Source organism: Sphingomonas kyeonggiensis (assembly GCF_014196745.1).
GTDB classification, from domain to species: Bacteria; Pseudomonadota; Alphaproteobacteria; order Sphingomonadales; family Sphingomonadaceae; genus Sphingomonas; species Sphingomonas kyeonggiensis.
This window is the reverse complement of sequence record NZ_JACIEH010000005.1, coordinates 43554-61448: the sequence shown is the minus strand read 5'-3', so window position 1 is coordinate 61448 and position 17895 is coordinate 43554. Positions and strand designations below refer to the sequence as shown.

At 66.8% G+C, this 17895-nt stretch carries 13 protein-coding genes; 9 read left to right on the top strand and 4 right to left on the bottom strand.

The genetic code is table 11. The features are described 5' to 3' along the window. Positions 1–3 precede the first annotated feature (3 nt). The 7 genes from GGR46_RS23195 to GGR46_RS23165 all read left to right on the top strand — a co-directional run bounded on the left by GGR46_RS23195 (position 4) and on the right by GGR46_RS23165 (position 8862). On the top strand, positions 4–186 hold the full coding sequence (locus tag GGR46_RS23195) for a YnbE family lipoprotein (RefSeq protein ID WP_184000464.1): 183 nt from the start codon (positions 4–6) through the stop codon (positions 184–186). Then, positions 186–563 carry a YdbL family probable chaperone protein gene (locus GGR46_RS23190; protein WP_184000463.1) on the top strand — a complete coding sequence of 126 codons (378 nt, stop codon included), beginning with the start codon at positions 186–188 and terminating at the stop codon, positions 561–563. The genes GGR46_RS23195 and GGR46_RS23190 overlap by 1 nt, the downstream gene beginning before the upstream one ends. A 123-nt stretch (positions 564–686) precedes the next feature. Continuing rightward, positions 687–1724, top strand: a complete 1038-nt coding sequence (dgcN, locus tag GGR46_RS23185) for an N-acetyltransferase DgcN (protein WP_184000462.1) — start codon at positions 687–689, stop codon at positions 1722–1724. Further along, the gene (gene dgcA, locus GGR46_RS23180) at positions 1682–2671 is read left to right on the top strand and encodes an N-acetyl-D-Glu racemase DgcA (RefSeq protein WP_184000461.1); all 990 of its coding nucleotides are present in this window, start codon (positions 1682–1684) and stop codon (positions 2669–2671) included. Before dgcN ends, dgcA begins: the two co-directional genes overlap by 43 nt. A gap of 33 nt (positions 2672–2704) precedes the next feature. Further along, positions 2705–4345 carry an N-acyl-D-amino-acid deacylase family protein gene (locus GGR46_RS23175; protein WP_184000460.1) on the top strand — a complete coding sequence of 547 codons (1641 nt, stop codon included), beginning with the start codon at positions 2705–2707 and terminating at the stop codon, positions 4343–4345. Between the two features lie 102 nt (positions 4346–4447). Continuing rightward, on the top strand, positions 4448–7273 hold the full coding sequence (locus GGR46_RS23170; RefSeq protein WP_246426330.1) for a TonB-dependent receptor domain-containing protein: 2826 nt from the start codon (positions 4448–4450) through the stop codon (positions 7271–7273). Positions 7274–7287: 14 nt separating this feature from the next. Continuing rightward, complete coding sequence (locus GGR46_RS23165) at positions 7288–8862, top strand: N-acyl-D-amino-acid deacylase family protein (protein WP_184000459.1); 1575 nt, start codon at positions 7288–7290, stop codon at positions 8860–8862. Positions 8863–8877: 15 nt separating this feature from the next. On the opposite strand, the gene GGR46_RS23160 is transcribed toward GGR46_RS23165, so the two are convergent. Together GGR46_RS23160 and GGR46_RS23155 are read right to left on the bottom strand one after the other, a co-directional pair. After that, complete coding sequence (locus GGR46_RS23160; RefSeq protein ID WP_184000458.1) at positions 8878–9315, bottom strand: Lrp/AsnC family transcriptional regulator; 438 nt, start codon at positions 9313–9315, stop codon at positions 8878–8880. After that, positions 9312–10304, bottom strand: coding sequence for a cyanophycinase (locus GGR46_RS23155; RefSeq protein ID WP_221262984.1), 993 nt, complete (start codon positions 10302–10304; stop codon positions 9312–9314). Before GGR46_RS23155 ends, GGR46_RS23160 begins: the two co-directional genes overlap by 4 nt. Before the next feature lie 112 nt (positions 10305–10416). Here GGR46_RS23155 and GGR46_RS23150 point away from each other — a divergent pair, with 112 nt between their 5' ends. Both GGR46_RS23150 and GGR46_RS23145 read left to right on the top strand, forming a co-directional pair. Beyond that, positions 10417–13224, top strand: a complete 2808-nt coding sequence (locus GGR46_RS23150; RefSeq protein ID WP_184000456.1) for a TonB-dependent receptor plug domain-containing protein — start codon at positions 10417–10419, stop codon at positions 13222–13224. Then, positions 13224–14534, top strand: a complete 1311-nt coding sequence (locus GGR46_RS23145) for a M20/M25/M40 family metallo-hydrolase (RefSeq protein WP_184000455.1) — start codon at positions 13224–13226, stop codon at positions 14532–14534. The genes GGR46_RS23150 and GGR46_RS23145 overlap by 1 nt, the downstream gene beginning before the upstream one ends. Before the next feature lie 3 nt (positions 14535–14537). Here GGR46_RS23145 and GGR46_RS23140 read toward each other — a convergent pair whose 3' ends face one another. Next, entirely contained in the window at positions 14538–14720 is a 183-nt protein-coding gene (locus GGR46_RS23140) for a hypothetical protein (RefSeq protein ID WP_184000676.1), read from the bottom strand. A 167-nt stretch (positions 14721–14887) separates the two neighbouring features. Continuing rightward, positions 14888–17869: a TonB-dependent receptor plug domain-containing protein gene (locus GGR46_RS23135; RefSeq protein ID WP_246426329.1), complete on the bottom strand. Its 2982-nt coding sequence runs from the start codon at positions 17867–17869 to the stop codon at positions 14888–14890. Positions 17870–17895 lie beyond the last annotated feature (26 nt).

Below are 17895 nucleotides of genomic sequence, written 5' to 3'. Positions count from 1 at the left end.
GCAATGCCGCGCTGGCTCGGGCGCCTGGGGGTGGTTCCCCTGGCCTTCGCCGGCGGCTGCGTCAACGTGACCGCGCCCGACAAGCCGATCGTCATCAACCTCAATATTTCGATCACCCAGGAAGTGGTCTATCGTCTCGACAACAAGGCGAAGGCTCTCATCCAGGAAAATCCGGGAATTTTCTGATGCGCAAGTTGCTCTCCACCTCCGGCCTGGCGGCGCTGCTCTCGGTCGCCCTGATCGTCCCCGCTTCGGCCCAGCGCGATCCCGCCTATCAGGCGGCGCGCCAGGCGGGCCTCGTCGGCGAGCAGCCCGACGGCTATCTCGGCATCGTCGGCACGGCGACGCCCGAGCTCCAGGCGATCATCAACAACATCAACATCCAGCGGAAGCGTCAGTACACCCAGCAGGCGGCATCGGGCTCCACCGTGGAGCAGATGGCCTTCGTCACCGGGTGCAACCTGATCTCGCGCACCGTGGCGGGCGAGAAGTACCGCGCCCCCGACGGCCGCTGGCTCACCCGGGGCGGCGACGCCCCGGTGCGGGACCCGCGCTGCCTCTGACGGTCGCGGAACGGCCGTTGCCGGCCTGTCCATAACCGTTGGCTATGCTGCAGCGCAGCCTTCGATGCTATCAAGACAGGGATATTTGGCAATCATGTGACTCACCGGCAGGCGGAGTTTGCAATGATTGCCAGTCCCTATCTCCTCTACCTCGGCCATTCGAACGACGAGGTGGGCATCAAGACATCGCGCGGGCTCGCGGTGTTCCGCCCGGACGAATGCGTCGGGGAGTTCCGATACGACGATTGCCCGCTGACCCTCAATCTGCCGCGCCTGGGCTTTGCCGAAGCGGTTGCCGCCGGCGCGAAGACGCTGGTGCTCGGCATCGCCAATGCCGGCGGCCGGATGGGCGCCGACCTGGTCGCCGATGCGATCGCCGCGATCGAGGCAGGGCTCGACGTCGCCTCGGGCCTGCACCACCGGCTGCGCGACGAGCCGTCGATCGTCGCGGCGGCGGCGAAACACGGCCGCAAGCTCCACGACGTCCGCGATCCCAAGCCGGGCATTCCGGTCGGCAACGGCAAGCGGCGCGCGGGCAAGCGGCTGCTCACCGTCGGCACCGATTGCTCGGTCGGCAAGATGTACGCCACGCTCTGCCTCGAGCAGGGCATGCGCGCCCGCGGCATGACCGCCGATTTCCGCGCGACCGGCCAGACCGGCATCCTGATCGCCGGCAGCGGCGTGCCGCTCGACGCGGTGATCGCGGACTTCATCTCGGGTGCGATCGAGGAAATCTCGCCGGCGCGCGACGATGACGGCTGGGACCTGATCGAAGGCCAGGGCTCGCTCTTTCACCCGAGCTTCGCCGGCGTATCGACCGGCCTGCTGCACGGCGCCCAGCCGGCGGCGCTGGTGCTCTGCCACGATCCGATGCGTGCCCATATGCGCGGCCTGCCGCACTATCCGGTGCCGGGCCTCAGGGAGACGCTGGAGGCCAACCTGGCCGTCGCCCGGCTGACCAGTCCGGACGTGCAGGCAGTCGGCATCGCGCTCAACACCTCCAAGCTCGCGCGAGCGGAGGCGGAACGGCTCTGCGCCGAGACCGCCGACGCGCTCGGGCTGCCCTGCACCGACCCGTTCGCCATGGGCGTGGACCCCATCATCGACAGGATCGACCAATGCTTCGAACCCTCGCCGCGCGTAGCGACGCTTTCAAACTAAGCACCCCGTTCCGCATTTCGCGGGGGGTGAAGACGGTCGCCGAAGTGGTGACCGTCTCGATCTCGGCCGAGGGCGTGACCGGTTGGGGCGAAGGCGTGCCCTATCCGCGCTACGGGGAGTCGATCGACGGCGCGCTGGCCGAGATCGAAGCGGCCCGCGCGGCGATCGAGGGCGGCGCTTCCCGCGAGGAACTGCTCGCGCGGATGCCTGCCGGCGCGGCCCTGAACGCCGTCGATTGCGCGCTCTGGGACCTGGAGGCGAAGCTCGCCGGCCGCAGCGTGACCGACATGCTCGGCCTGCCGCCGCTGGGACCGACCGCGACGGCGATGACCGTCAGCCTCGACACGCCCGATGCGATGGCCGTCGCCGCGGGCAAGCTGGCGGACGTGCCGCTCATCAAGATCAAGGTCGATCGCAGCGATCCCGAGGCGCAGATCCGCCGGGTGCGCGAGATGGCGCCGGCGCCGCGGGTGATCGTCGATCCGAACGAGAGCTGGACGATCGCCGAGATCGAGCGGCTCCAGCCGATGCTCGCCGAGCTGCGCATCGACCTGCTCGAACAGCCGCTTCCTGCCGGCGAGGACCAGGCACTCGAAGGCTTCAAGCCGCTGATCCCGATCGCAGCGGACGAGTCCGCGCACATCGCCGACGACGTCGCGGCGCTCGCCAGCAAATATCAGGTGATCAACATCAAGCTCGACAAGACCGGTGGCCTCACCGGCGCGCTTGCGCTCGCCGATGCTGCGGCTGCGGCGGGGCTGGGGGTGATGACTGGCAGCATGATCTCGACGTCGCTGTCGATCGCGCCGGCACTGGTGATCGCCGCGCGCTCGAGCTTCGTCGATCTCGATGGCCCGCTCTGGCTGGCGGAAGACCGGCCGGGCGGCGTGCGCGGGGTGGGCGGCGTGCTGACGCCGCCGGCGCCGGGCTTCTGGGGAGCGCCATAACCGAAAGTAATAACCAAAAGAGGGAGTCGCGACATGGTTCAGGGTCGGAAGTGGAAGATCGGCGTGGCGGCGGGCGCTGCACTGGTGGCCGTAGCGGGTGTCGCACTGGCACGCAGTGCCGACCAGGAACCCGCGGCCGACCTGATCCTGCGCGGCGGCACCGTCTATCCGGGCAGTGCCGCTCCCTTCAAAGGCGATGTCGCGATCCGCGGCGATCGCATCGTCTATGTCGGCCCCAAGGCAGCGGGCACTGCCAGGAAGATCATCGACGCGACGGGCATGATCGTGGCGCCCGGCTTCATCGACACGCATAGCCACGTCAACGGTGCACTGGCCTCGGGCGATCCCGCCGCCCGGCTGGTGCTGCCCTTCCTCACCCAGGGTGTGACCACCGCGTTCATCGGCGTGGACGGCGGCGGCGATCCCGAGGTCGCGCGTACCTTCGGCCGCGACAGCGGCGCGAAGGGCGGGGAAGGCGAAGCGGCGCTCGGCCAGTCGAGCCGCGACTACGGCATCAACTTCGCGACCTATGTCGGCCTGGGCGCCGTCCGGCTGAAGGTGATCGGCCCGGACGACCGGGCGCCGACCCCCGAAGAGCTCGCGAAGATGCAGGGCCTGGTCTCGACTGCGATGTGCCAGGGTGCGCTCGGCCTCTCGACCGGCCTGTTCTACGCCCCCCAGAGCTTCGCCAAGCGCGACGAGGTGGTCGCGCTGGCCAAGGCAGCGGCGGAGAAGGGCGGCATCTATGACAGCCATCTGCGCGACGAATCCTCCTACACGATCGGCCTGAAGGGCGCGGTCGCCGAGGCGATCGAGATCGGGCGCGAGGCGGGCATCCCTGTCCATATCGCGCACATCAAGGCGCTCGGCGTCGATGTGCAGGGCCAGGCCCAGGCGATCATCGCGCAGATCGAGGCGGCGCAGAGGGCTGGGCAGATCGTCCATGCCGATCAATATCCCTGGTCCGCCTCGGGCACCGGGCTGTCAGCGGCGCTGATGCCGCGCTGGGCGCAGGACGGCGGGCGCTCCGCGATGCTCAAGCGGTTCGAGGATTCGGCGGCGATGGCGAAGATGCGCCCCGAGATCGCCGACAATCTGCGCCGTCGCGGCGGTCCGGCCTCTCTGCTGATCACCTCGGGCCCGGCCGATGCCGAGGGCAAGACGCTCGAGCAGATCGCCAAGGCCCGCGGCATCGATCCGATCGATGCCGCGATCGCGATCCTCAGGAAGCGCGAGGCCGGGGTAGCCTCGTTCAACCAGAGCGAGGCGGACATCGCCGCCTTCATGCAGCGGCCCTGGGTAGTGACCAGCTCGGACGCCTCGCAGGGGCATCCACGCTACTATGCCTCCTTCGCCCGCAAATATGCGACCTATGTGAAGGACAAGCAGGTGATCGACCTGCGCGCCTTCATCGATCGCAGCACCGCCGTGACCGCGGGGATGTTCGGCCTGGAAGGGCGCGGCCAGCTCAAGGCCGGCGCCTTCGCCGACGTGATCATGTTCGATCCCGCCCGCTTCGCGCCGCGCGCCGACTATATCCATCCCGCGCTGTTCTCCACCGGCATGCGCACGGTGGTCGTCAACGGCGTGATCGCAATCGAGAATGGCGAACCGACCGGCGCTGCCGGCGGCCGCCCGCTACCCCGTCAGCCGAAACCGGGGAGCTGTCGATAGGAGGCCAATAAGGACCGCAGGACGGAGCCGATGCGGTGCAGCCGGGGCAACCGGCGCACGGAAGGCATCATCGCTCCACTACACCGACGAAGGGGAAGAAATATGACAAGGTCACTGAGAGTCGCCTCTCTGCCCGTGCTGGCAGTCGCGCTGATGTGGAACGCCGCGGCGTTCGCGCAGGACACCCAGACTCCGCCGGCAGCGGCACCGGAACCCGAGGCGCCATCCGCCGAGATCACCGTCACCGGCACGCGCATCCAGCGCGACGGCTATCAGGCCCCGACGCCGCTCACGGTGATCAATGCAGGCGATATCGACGCGACCGCCCCGGCCAATGTCGCCGATTTCGTCAATGAGATTCCCTCGCTCGTCGGTAGCGTCACGCCGGCCAACTCCAACCTCAACATCTCGGCAGGCACGGCGGGCGTCAACGCGCTCAACCTGCGCTCGCTCGGCACCGCGCGCACGCTGGTGTTGCTCGACGGCCAGCGCTCGGTCGGCTCGACGGTGACCGGCCTGGTCGACGTCAACACCTTCCCCCAAGGCCTCATCAAGAGCGTCGAGATCGTCACCGGCGGCGCCTCGGCCGCCTATGGCTCGGACGCCGTCTCGGGCGTGGTCAACTTCATCCTCGACAAGGAATATTCGGGCCTCAAGGGGTCGGTCGAATACGGCATCTCGACCTATGGCGACGCGCCCAACTATCGCGCGACGCTGACCGCCGGCACCGGCTTCGCGGGCGGGCGCGGCCATATCCTGCTCAATGGCGAGATCGCCGTGAAGGAAGGCCTGCACGGCGTTCCGCGCGACTGGAACAACAAGGGTTGGTACATGATCAACAACCCCGCCTATGTGGCGGGCAATGGTCAACCAGAACGCCTGGTCGTGTCGGGCGCCGGCTTGAGCCAGGCGACGCGCGGCGGCATCATCCTCAACACCGCGCTGCGCGGCACCCAGTTCGGCCAGGGCGGTGCGGTCAGCCAGTATAATTTCGGCACCAATCGCGATCCCTGGCAGATCGGCGGCGACTGGCAATCGACCCAGGTCAACGGCTTCCAGTCGCTCGATCCCGAGGAGAACCGCAAGAGCCTGTTCGGGCGGGTGAGCTTCGAGGTCGCGGACTGGCTCAACGTGTTCGGCCAGGCCTCTTACGCCAAGTCGGAGAATCTCGGCTGGCTCGGCGTGCAGCTCAACCAGAACAACGTCACGATCCGTTCGGACAATGCCTATATCCCGGCCTCGGTCCGGGCCCAGCTGGGCGGGATCACCAGCTTCACGCTCGGCACCAGCAATGCCGACCTGCCGATCCGCAAGAACGACACCGAGCGCGAGCTGCAGCGCTATGTCGTGGGCGCGAACGGGAGCTTCCCGCTGTTCGCCGGCACGGCGCGCTGGGACGTCTATTACCAGAAGGGCATCAGCCGCACCCGCGAGATGGCGCGGGACATCACCAACAATGCCCGGCTCGCGCTGGCGCAGGACGCGGTGTTCGCGCCGGCCGGCAATGCGATGGGCGTGCCCGCCGGCACGATCGTCTGCCGCTCGACGCTGACCGCGCCGACCAATGGCTGCGTGCCGCTCAACCGCCTGGGCATCGGTGTCGCGAGCCCCGAAGCCCTCGCCTATGTCCTCGGCAATCCGTATCGCAAGCAGAAGTTCGAAGAGGACGTCGTCGCCGCCAACCTGGCCTTCGATGCGTTCCGGCTGCCGGCCGGCGCGGTCTCCGTCTCGATCGGCGGCGAGCATCGCCGCGAGAAGGTGAGCGGCTCGGTGCCGACCGAATTCCAGACCGGCTGGTTCGTCGGCAACTTCCTGCCGAGCTTCGGCGACTATAGCGTCACCGAAGGGTACATCGAGCTCGTCGTGCCGGTGATCAAGGGGCTCGACCTCAACGGCGCGGTGCGCGGGACCGACTATTCGACCTCGGGCTATGTCACCACCTGGAAGGCGGGCATCACCTTCGAGCCGATCCCGGACATCCGCTTCCGCGCGACCCGGTCGCGCGATATCCGCGCGCCCAACCTGGGCGAGCTGTTCACCGCCGGATCGACCCGCATCAACGTGCTGATCGATTCCTCGCAGAACAACGCCTCGGTCACCTTCGCCGGCACCACCCGCGGCAATCCGCTGCTCCAGCCCGAAAAGGCCGACCAATGGGGTGTCGGCGTCGTGCTGCAGCCGACCTTCCTGCGCGGCTTCGCGATGTCGGTCGATTACTACAACATCAAGATCAACGGCGCGATCGGATCGGTTGCCGCCCAGACGATCGTCGATCGCTGCAACGAGGGCATCCAGGCGTTCTGCACCGCCGTGGTCCGCGGGCCCAATGCGTTCGGCAACAGCCTGCAGGTGTACGAGAGCCCGTTCAACTTCGCGGTGCAGAAGGCGCAGGGCATCGATTTCGAGACGTCGTACCGCACGCGGATCGGCACCGGCAACCTGACGCTGCGCGGCATGGCGACGCGTTACATCAAGAACTATTTCGACAATGGCATCGACGCGCCTACCGACACGGTGGGCCAGAACGCACCGGGCGGCACGCCGAAATGGCTCTACCGTGCCCAGGCCAGCTATGAGGTGGACGACTTCAACCTGACGCTGATCGGGCGCGGGGTGAGCGACGGCGTCTATGACAACAGCTTCGTCGAATGCACCAGCGGCTGCCCGGTCTCGACGGTGACCAACCGGACGATCAACGACAACCGGATCAAGGGCGCCTTCTACGTCGATGCCTCGGTCACCCAGGGGTTCAAGATGGGCGGCAAGGAGATGCAGCTGTTCTTCGCGGTCTCCAACCTGCTCGACAAGGATCCCCCGGTGGTGGCGCCCGGGCCGGCGGGCAGCGCCTATGCGACGCCGGCGACCAACCAGTCGATCTACGACCTGCTCGGGCGGACCTTCCGCATCGGCGCCCGGTTCAAGATGTGAGGGGAGGGGGCGTGATGAAGAGATTTGCCCTCCCGGCCGTCGCGCTGCTCGCGACGGCCTCCCCGGCGCTCGCCCAGGATTATGACGTGCTGATCCGGGGCGGCACCGTCTATGACGGCAGCGGTGCGCCGGGCCAGGCCGCCGATGTCGCGATCAAGGGTGACCGTATCGTCACAGTGGGGACGATCCCCGCCGCGGCGACCGCGAAGACCACCGTCGATGCCCGGGGCAAGATCGTCGCGCCGGGCTTCATCGATCCGCATTCGCATGCGGCGCCCAATATCCAGACGCCGGAACTCGCACCGGCGCTGCCGATGCTCTACCAGGGCATCACCACCTTGTTCATGAACCCCGACGGTGGCGGCCCGGCCGACCTGGCGCCGCAGATCGCCGACCTCAGGACCAATATCCCCGGCGTCAACGTCGCCCCGATGATCGGGCACAATGCGGTGCGCGCCGCGGTGATGGGCAATGTCGACCGGCTCGCCACGCCCGAGGAGCAGGCGAAGATGGAAGGGCTGGTCACCGCGGCGATGAAGCTCGGTGCGTTCGGCCTGTCCGACGGGCCCTTCTACATCCCGGCCAAATATTCGAACACCGCCGAGATCGTCGGGCTGGCCAGGGCGGCGAGTGCCTTCCCGCACGCCTTTTACGAGAGCCATATCCGCGACGAGGGCAATTACGACATCGGCGTGGTAGCGGCGGTGGAGGAAGTGATCACCGTCGCGCGGGAGGCGAAGATCCCCGGCGTCGTCACCCATATCAAGGTGCTGGGGCCGCAGGTCTGGGGCAAGTCGGCCGAGGTGATCGCGCATATCGACAAGGCGCGTGCTGCCGGGGTGCAGGTCTGGGCCGACCAATATCCCTATACCGCGTCCGGCTCGAGCCTGATGGCTTCGCTCGTCCCCGGCTGGGCGCAGGAGGGCGGGGCGGACGCGCTGGCCAAGAGGCTCGAGGATCCGGCGATGCGCGCGAAGATCCGTGCCGAGATGGTCCCCAATCTCGCGCGCCGCGCCGGGCCGCACGCGATCCAGATCCGTGCCTACAAGGCCGATCCGTCGCTGGACGGCAAGCGGCTCGACGAAGTCGGCGCGATCATGAAGCTCGATCCGCTCGATACCGCGATCGAGATGCTGAAGAAGGGCGGGGCGCCCACCGTGTCGTTCAACATGAGCGACAAGGACGTCGAGGCATTCATGCAGCAGAGTTGGACGATGACCTCGACCGATGGCGGCCTGCCGCCCTTCGGCAAGACTGCCGAGCATCCGCGCGCGTACGGCGCCTTCCCGCGCAAGCTGCGCAACTATGTGCTCGACAAGCCGGTGATCCCGATGGCCCAGGCGATCCATGCCGCCACCGGGCTGCCGGCCAGGGTGTTCGACGTGGTCGATCGCGGCGCGCTGCGGAAGGGCGCCTTCGCCGACGTGATCGTCTTCGATCCGAAGACGGTGCGTGACACCGCGACCTATGAGAAGCCGCACGCCTATGCCCAGGGCATGGACTATATCTTCGTCAACGGTCGCGCCGCGCTGGCGAACGGCAAGCCGGTGGCGGAGCGCTTCGGGCGGGTGTTGCTGCGCACGCCCTGACGGGCGGGTGTGGGCTTAGCGCTGGAGCTTGGTCGCCAGGATCACGGAGGACGTGGTGCGCTCCACGCCCTCCATGGCGCCGATGGAATCGAGCAGGTCGTTGAGCCGATTGACGTGGGGTGCCTCGAGCATCGCGATCAGGTCGTACTCGCCCGAGATTGCGTAGAGCCCGGCCACCTCGGGCATCGTCACAAGCTGATCCTGGGTCGCCTGGGTGGCCTTGGGATAGAGCTTGATCATCACATGCGCGCGGATCAGGCTGCGGTCGTAATCCTCGCCCAGACGCACCGTGTAGCCGGTGATCGTGCCCTGGCGCTCGAGCCGCTCGATGCTGCTGTAGATGGCGGTGCGCGAGACACCTAGTGCAGTAGCGAGCTCGGAGACGTTGCGCCGGGCATCCGCGCGCAGCAGCGCGAGGAGCTGGGGATCGATCTCCTCGGGCCGCAGCGTCATTTCGGTCCCGGCGCTCCGATCAGCTTGCCGCCGGAAACCTCCGCCACACCGGTGAAGGCGGGGCGGGTGACCCGCAGCGTGTTCAGGTCCAGCGCGCCTTCCGGGCCGATGCCGGTGATCTTCACGCCGTTCCAGTCGAGCGGCCTGCCGACACGGATACGCGCGGGCGCCGCGGGCTGCACGAGCCAGGCATGGCCGCCGGGCGGGGTGTGGAGCTTCGCCTTCCCATCGGCTTCGACGCAGAGCGCCGCGCCTTCATCCACGCCGAGGCCAACGGCGCGCGGATCGTGCAGCCGTGCCTTGGCGACGAAGGCGATGAGGCGGCCGAGCCGGTCGCGCCTGGCGAAATGCGTATCGGTGACGACATGGGCGAGGCGGGGCATGTGCAGGAACCCCGTCACCAGGGTGACTGCCGGCCCGCCCGGATCGGCGAGCGCGGCGGGGCTGTCGATGCTGCCGCCATCCATCGCACCATAGCCGGTGCCGCCCAATATGGCGAGGCCGGCGCTGGTGCCGCCGATCGGGCGGCCGGCGCGGACATGCGCATCGAGCGCACGGGCGACCGGGGTACCCTTCCAGTAGCGGACATAATTGGCCTGGTCGCCGCCGGCGAGGAAGATCCCGTCGGCCTTGGCAAGAATGGCGAGCACGCGCGGGTCGGTCGACGCCGCGCGGCTGTGGAACACGATCGTCCGGACCGAAGCAACGCCACCGACCTGGTTGTAGATCTCCTCGCCCGCCTGGCCCTCGCCCGAGGCGCGCAGCACGACGATATGGCCATGCCCGGCGCGCTCGGCGAACCAGCGAAAGGCGGTGTAATCCCAGTCGCCGCCGCCGACGAGCATCAGCGCAGGGGCAGTCGCGCCGCTCCGCTTCGCGGCAAGATCACCGATCTCGTAATAGCTATAGGCGGGCTCCGGCCGCGCCGATGCGGCGGGCGGTGCGAAGAGGACAAGAGCGGCCAGCAGCAGTCGCAAGAGTGTCTTCAAGGCCATAGTCCTTTGCAATTCGTTCGCTCCCTATGCCCAGAATGCATTTTTATTGTTTCATTCTGATCCTTGTCGATATCAATATGTCACAAACGCATCAGGGGGTCGATATATGCGCCATACGAAGTTCACCGCACTGGCTCTGGCGGGTGCCAGCCTGATCGCACTGCCGGTCGCGGCGATGGCGCAGACGAGCGACCAGAATGTCCCGGCGGCGAGCCAGGAAGCGGGCGAGGGCGAGGGTCAGATCGTGGTGCTCGGTTCGCGCATCCCGCGCATCCAGGCGGAAGGTCCGGCGCCGGTGACGACGATCACGGCCGAGGACATCCTGCGCAACGGCTATCAGAGCGTGCCGGACGTGCTGAAGGCGATCACCCAGAATGGCGGCGAGACGCAGAGCCAGCAGAGCTTCTCGGGCGCGGACTTCACCCCCGGCGCGCAGCAGGTCGATCTGCGCGGGCTCGGCCCCAACCACACGCTGGTGCTGGTCAATGGCCGCCGCATCGCCGACTTCCCGCTGCCCTTTGGCGGCAACAGCAACTTCACCGACATCTCGAACATTCCGGTCGGCCTGATCGAGCGCGTCGAGGTGCTGAGCGGCAGCGCCTCGGCGATCTACGGGTCGGACGCGATCTCGGGCGTAGTCAATTTCCAGCTCAAGTCCAAGCCCGACGGCACCCGCATCGATTACCGTGCCGGCTTCACCGAGCATGGCGGCGGCAATTCCCAGCGCCTGTCGCTGACCACGGGTTGGGAGACCGGCGGTTTCCACGGCGTCGTGGGCGTCGAGCTGCTCGATCAGCGGCCGCTCTGGGCCTATCAGCGCAAGCTGCAGGATTCGAGCCTGGACAGCCCGTCCCGCTCGACCGCGATCGCGCGTCGCAACTTCCTGCGCACCGATGAGGACAACGACTATCTCGATCCGGGCGCGAGCGTCTGTGCCTCGCTGTCCAGACTCAACGGCGGTAGCACCTATTACGCCACCCGGCCTGAATACGGCTACGACATCGCCAACGACGAATATATCGACGGCCATTATTGCGGCAGCGACAAGGCGATCGGCTATGGCACGACGATCAGCCGGCGTCGCGCGATCAGCGGCTATGGCGCGATCGGCTATGACCTGAGCGACAAGGCGAAGCTCTTCCTCGACGTGCAGGCCAGCTATTCGGACCTCAAGCTGTTCCGCGACGTGCTCGACTGGCAATATGTTGCGCCTGACGGCAATGAGGAAGGCACCTTCTTCAATCCGAACATGCCGACGGACCTCACCTATAGCGGTGCGCAGCTCGACAACTGGTACCGCCTGTTCACCCCCGAGGAGATGGGCGGCTTGGACGTCGGCATGACGCGCAACCGCTCGGTCAGCTACAACATCACGCCGGGCATCAAGGGCCAGCTCGGCGCGAAGTGGAATTACGAGTTCAGCGTCAACCACGCCGAGTACAGCTCGAAGATCGGCTTCCCGCAAGTCGTGATCGACAAGTCGAACGCCTTCTTCCTGGGGCAGCAGCAGGGGATCGATCCCGCCAGCGGCTATGCGATCTTCAACGCCGACATCAACCGGCTCTACAAGCCGCTGACCCCGGCCGAATATGCGTCGATCACCGCGATCTCGACCTATCGTCCGAAGACCTGGGTCAACAATGTCTCGGCGACGATCAACACCACCAGCCTGTTCCAGCTTCCCGCCGGACCGGTCGGCTTCGCCGCCGTCGCCGAAGTCGGCAACCAGGGCTATGAGATCAATCCGGATCCGCTCGCGCTCGGCCAATATTATGTCGGGCTGGTCGATTCCGACGGGCACGGCACCCGCCAGCACTGGGGCGTGGGCGGCGAGCTTCGCGTGCCGGCCTTCACCTTCCTCGAGCTGAGCGGCGCCGGGCGCTACGATCACTATGATTTTGCCGGAAACGGCTTCGGCAAGTTCACCTATAATCTCGGTGCCGAGCTGCGCCCGATGAAGAGCCTGCTGATCCGTGGTGCCTATGGCACCGGCTTCCGCGCGCCCGATCTCCACTATATCTTCAAGGGGCCGGGCAACACCCATACCGGCGGCACCGACTATTATCTCTGCCAGCAGGGCGGCGAGGATATCGGCGACTGCCAGTTTGACGATGTCGATTTCATCGCCCGCCACAACGGCAATCGCCGTCTGCGGCCGGAGACGTCCAGCTCGCTGAACGGTGGATTCTTCTTCCAGCCGAGCCGGAACTTCGACTTTTCCGCGGACTATTTCCGCGTGAAGATGAAGAACCAGGTGCTCAACATGAACATCGATACGATCCTGCGCGACGAGGCGGAATGCCGCGCGACCAGCGGCACCACGCCGACCTGCCTCGATGCCATCGCCCGCGTGCAGCGCTATGCCAGCGGCGCGCTGGCCGGCGAGATCCAGTCGGTTTCGATCAATCCGATCAACATCGCCGAGGAGACTACCGACGGCGTGGACATCGCCGCGCATCTGCGCGTGCCGACCGCCGGGATCGGCCGCTTCTCGCTGGCGGCGAGCTACACCCATGTGTTCAACCACACGGTCCGCCAGTATCCGGGCGATCCGATCGTCGACAAGCTGGCGTTCGACAGCGGCTATTACATCCCGCGCGACAAGGGCACGGCGAGCCTGACCTGGGATCTCGGCAAGTTCTCGACCACGCTCACCGGCCAGCGCCTCAGCCGCCTGCCCGACTATGCCGAGGAGGGCTATATCAAGGCGAGCTACCTCTTCAACCTGTCGGCCCAGTACAGCATCACCGAGCGGGTGCGCCTGTCGGGCACGGTCAACAACTTGTTCGACCAGAACCCGATCAAGGACCGCACCTACAGCGCCTATCCCTATTACGACATCTCGTGGTTCGACGGGGTGGGCCGCAGCTTCTATGTCCAGCTGACCTACAAGATGGGTGGAGCCAAGCTTTGATGCGTACCCTGGCGACTGCGCTTGCCCTGCTGACCCTGACCGCGGTGCCCGTGGCGGCGCAGGGGCTGTCGAAGGCGGAGAAGGTGATCGACCGCACGGTCGATGCCGAGTTCGAGCGTTCGGTGGCGCTCCTCGCGCGGCTGGTCGACCAGAATAGCGGCACGCTCAACCTCGACGGCGTCACCAGGGTCGGCGAGATGATGCGTGCGGAGCTCGAACCGCTCGGCTTCACGATCAGCTGGAAGCCGATGGGCGCGGTCCAGCGGGCCGGGCACCTGATCGCGGTCCACAAGGGCAAGCCCGGCGGCAAGCGCATCCTGCTGATCGGCCATCTTGATACGGTGTTCGAGCTGAGCTCGCCCTTCCAGAAGTTCGTCCGCACCGGCGACAAGGCCGAAGGGCCCGGCGCCGGCGACGACAAGGGCGGCATGGTGGTGATCGTCTCCGCGCTCAGGGCGATGCAGGCGGCGGGCACACTCAAGGGTGCCAATATCGAGATCGTGCTGACCGGCGACGAGGAGGATGCCGGCAGCCCGCTCAGCGTATCGCGTGCCGACCTGATCGCCGCGGGCAAGCGCGCCGATGTCGCGCTCGATTTCGAGGGGCTGGTGATCGACGGCGGCAAGGACATGGGCTCGATCGCCCGCCGCTCGGTGACCGACTGGCGGATCACCGCCAGCGGCAAGACCGGCCATAGCTCGCTGATCTTCACGTCCCAATTCGGCGACGGCGCGATCAACGAGCTGGCGCGGATCCTGGCGGCGTTCCGCAAGGAGCTGCCCGAGCCGAACCTGACCTTTAACGCCGGCGTGATCGCCGGCGGCGCCCGCGCCGAGATCGACGAGAGCGGCAATGCCAAGGCGGGCGGCAAGACCAACATCATCGCCGCCACCGCCGTCGCCACCGGCGATTTCCGCACGCTGAGCGTCGAGCAGACCGAGCGCGTCCGGGCGAAGATGGAGGCGATCGTCGCCGCGCATGCGCCGGGCACCGATGCGAGGATCGAGTTCGGCGAAGGCTATCCGGCGATGGCCCCGACCGAAGGCAACAAGGCGCTGCTCACGGCGCTCAACGGCGTGAACCGAGACCTCGGCCTGGAGGAAATGGCGCCGCTCGATCCGCTCAAGCGCGGTGCGGGGGACGTCTCCTTCGTCGCGCATGATGTCGACAGCCTGGCCGGGCTCGGCACCTATAGCGCCGGCGATCATGCGCCGGGCGAGACGGTCGATCTCGCCAGCATCCGCCGGCAGGCCAAGCGTGCCGCGATCCTCGTCACCCGGCTCAGCGCCGGGCGCACCGCGCGCAAGTAGGCGTCAGCCGGCCCGGACGGGGACGGGCGGCAGGTTCGAGAGCTTGGTCAGCAGCAGCGGCAGGTCGCCGCTGATATAGGTATCGGTCGGCACCGCCCAGCACTCGCCCAATGCGGCAAGTGCCGACGCTTCGCGGGCACGGCGCAACTGGGCGTCGGGCGCATTTCCTTTGCTATGGATCGACATTCCGCTCTCGAAAAACAAAACAGACCAGCCCCACCGGCGAATGTCGGCGGGGGCTGGCCCTCGGGGAGCAGAACGTCATCGGGTCCGGTGGGTTCCCACCGCGATGACGGAAAAGGAGTTGGCGGTGGGGTACACCGCCAACCCGAGGGGACATCGCTGGGGGGCGATCAGAACTTCACGCGGACGCCCAGGCGATAGGTGCGGCCGAGCGTGTCGTAGAGCGCCGGATTGACGTCGAGACCGGTGTTGGTCTGCGGCGACGGCGCGGGATCGTGATCGAAGAGATTGTCGATCTTGAAGAACGAAGTGATGCCCTTGGTGAAATCGACCGAGCCGCCGACGTCGAAGTAGAAGGCGCCCTTCATCGTGTTGGTGTTGATCGTCGGGTGGTTGGTGGTCGAGACCGGGCAGCCCGACTGGCAGACGACATATTGGTTGCCGTACACGCCGTCGGAGAACCAGCGCTGCTGCGCCATCAGCGTGAAGCCGGGGCCGTCATAGGACTGGACGGCGAGCCACTTCCAGTGCGGCGTGTTGCCGGTGTTCGCGCCCGCCTGATCCACTACATCGACGCCCTTCACGCCGGCATCGACGAGGAACTCGCGGACATGCGTGCCGAGCGCGCGCACCGTGAAGGAACCGGGCAGGCCCAGCGGCCGCTGCCACCGGTAGCTCGCCTCGATGTCGAACCCGCTGGTCTTCCACGAGGCGAGGTTGAACGGCTGGACGTTGACGAAATTGCCGCCCTGGGTGGGGCTGTTGAGCACGAAGCCGCCGCAGAATTGCGAGAGGCCGTCATGGCAGAACTGGACGATCTGCGCCGCCGAAAGCGTCGAGATCACGCCCTTCAGCTTGATGCTGTAATAGTCGAACGAGAGGCTGAGCCCCGGCAGCCAGGAGGGATTCGAATAGACGACGCCCAGTTCGGTGTTGCGGGCGATTTCCGGCTTCAGATCGGGGTTGCCGACCGTGTTCTGGAAGATCTGCACCGTCGGGCCATAGGGATTGGCGAAGCTCGGCACCGTGGTGACCGTAGGTGCGGCGTACAGTTCGGACAGGTTGGGCGCGCGAACGTCACGCGAGGTCACCGCGCGGAAGCGGAGGCCATCGAGCGGCGTATCCCAGGTGCCGCCAACCTTCCACGCCCAGACGGTTCCCGAAGTGCTGTAATGGGTGACACGCGCCGCGGGGTTGATGTTGGCCTTGCCCATCGGACCGTCGAACAGCGGCAGGTTGAGCTCGAGGAAGCCCTCATAGACGCTGTAGGCGCCGGTGCCGTTCTTGTAGTTGCCCGCCGCATAGTTGCTGCCCTGCGCCGAATTGAGCAGCGGATCGGCGGGATAGGCGGCCGAGTTCGGGCTGATCGAGGAAACGCCGGCGCCATAGGGATCGGCGTTCACCCGATAATATTCATGGCGATACTCGCCGCCGAACGCGACCGTGAGCGGCCCCGCCCAAAGGTCGAACGCCTCGCCCGAGAAGTTCGCGCTGGCGACATCCTGGGTCAGCGTGGTGTGCTGGAACGGCCCGTTCTCGGGCTGGACATAGGCGAGCGCCGCCGCGGACGGAGTCGCACCGCCGAAGACGTTGATCGGCTGGCAGCCGAGTGCGCGCGCCTGGGCGTTGGCACAGACGATCGTGCCGTTCTGCACCACCGCGTCGACCGCTGCGGCATAGCGGTTCTGAAGCACGATGTGGTCGACATCGATGTACGATTTGGTGGTACCGCGCTCGTAATAGGCGTCATAATGCCACTTGCTGCCGAGCGAGCCCTTCACGCCGGCGACGAAGCGATACTGACGCCGGTCGGTGCTGACCTTGGGGCTGGGGAAGGCGCCGTTGCTCGACCCGAAGGCGAAGGACGTGATGTTGGCGGTGCCGCAGCGATCCTTGATCGACTGGGGCAGGAAGGCGTTGGCGCAGGAGATGGTGAGGTTGACGCGATTATAGCCGGGGCTCGGCTGGTTGCTGGTCAGCACCTGCGCGACATTGGCAGTGATGTAGAACTCCTGGCCCTCGGCGAAATCGAAGCCGATCCGGCCATAGCCGTTGATGCGCTCGAGCGAGGACTTGAGCGAGGCGCCCGAGCCGACGCCGCCCGAGAGATCGCCGCCGACGCAGAAGCTGTTGCCCGGATAGCAGTTCGACACATTGCCATTGCCCTGGGGCACGCCGTTCGAACCATAGTTGAAATTATAGGGGACACCGTTCTGGTCGAACGCGGTGCCCTGGAGCGGCCCGTTGGTGATCAGGCCGTATTTCGCATACTGATAGGATTGGGCGTAGTCGGCATAGGTATATTGCGGGCCGCCGCCGGCCGCCGTGACCCGGTTGTCGAGCAGGGTCGAGGCGCGGAACCAGTTACGGTCACCGGCAAGGTCGGTGCCGAAATTGCCCGGCCCGACGCCGCCTTCATTGTCATATTCGCCGCTGACTACGAGGTGCAGGCGATCGTCGAACAGCGACGTTCCGAAGGCCGCCTGGGCCAGCCCGGTCTTGTCGTCGTTGTAGCGGGTGATGCTGCCGAGGATATTGGCCTTGAACCCGGTGAAGTGCGTGTCGGTGATGAAGTTGACCACGCCGCCGACCGCGTCCGAGCCGTAGGAGGCGGAGGCGCCGCCGTTCACCACGTCGACGCGCTTGACCAGCAGCTGCGGGAACATGCTGATATCGGGCACGCCGGTGACATTCGCGCCGACGACGCGCTGGCCGTCGAGCAGGGTCAGCGTGCGGATCGCCTGCAGGCCGCGCAGCGAGAAGGAGCTGAGGCCCTGCTGGCCGCTCGACGTGCTGAACGTACCGGTGGAAGCGCCGGTCGAGCCCTGGAGCGAGGGCAGCTGGGCGATCGTGTTGAAGATATTCGGCTGAGCATTGTTGGCGATCTGCTCCTCGCCGATCACCGTGGTCGGCGTGGGCGCGTTGAAGCCGCTCGACAGGATGCGGGTGCCGGTGACGATGATCTGGCCGCCGGCATCGGGCTCGCTCTGCGCGGCAGGGGCGGGAGCCTCCTGGGCCTCGGTGGCCGGTGCCGAAGCAGGCGCCGTCTGTGCCGCGGCGGGCGTGGCTGCCAGTGCCATGGCGAGCGCCGTAAGGCTGGTAGCGGTACCAGAAAGCGCGGCCAACCCGCGGCGATCAACTGCAAATGCCATCATCATCCATCCCCTTGGTTTCGGCG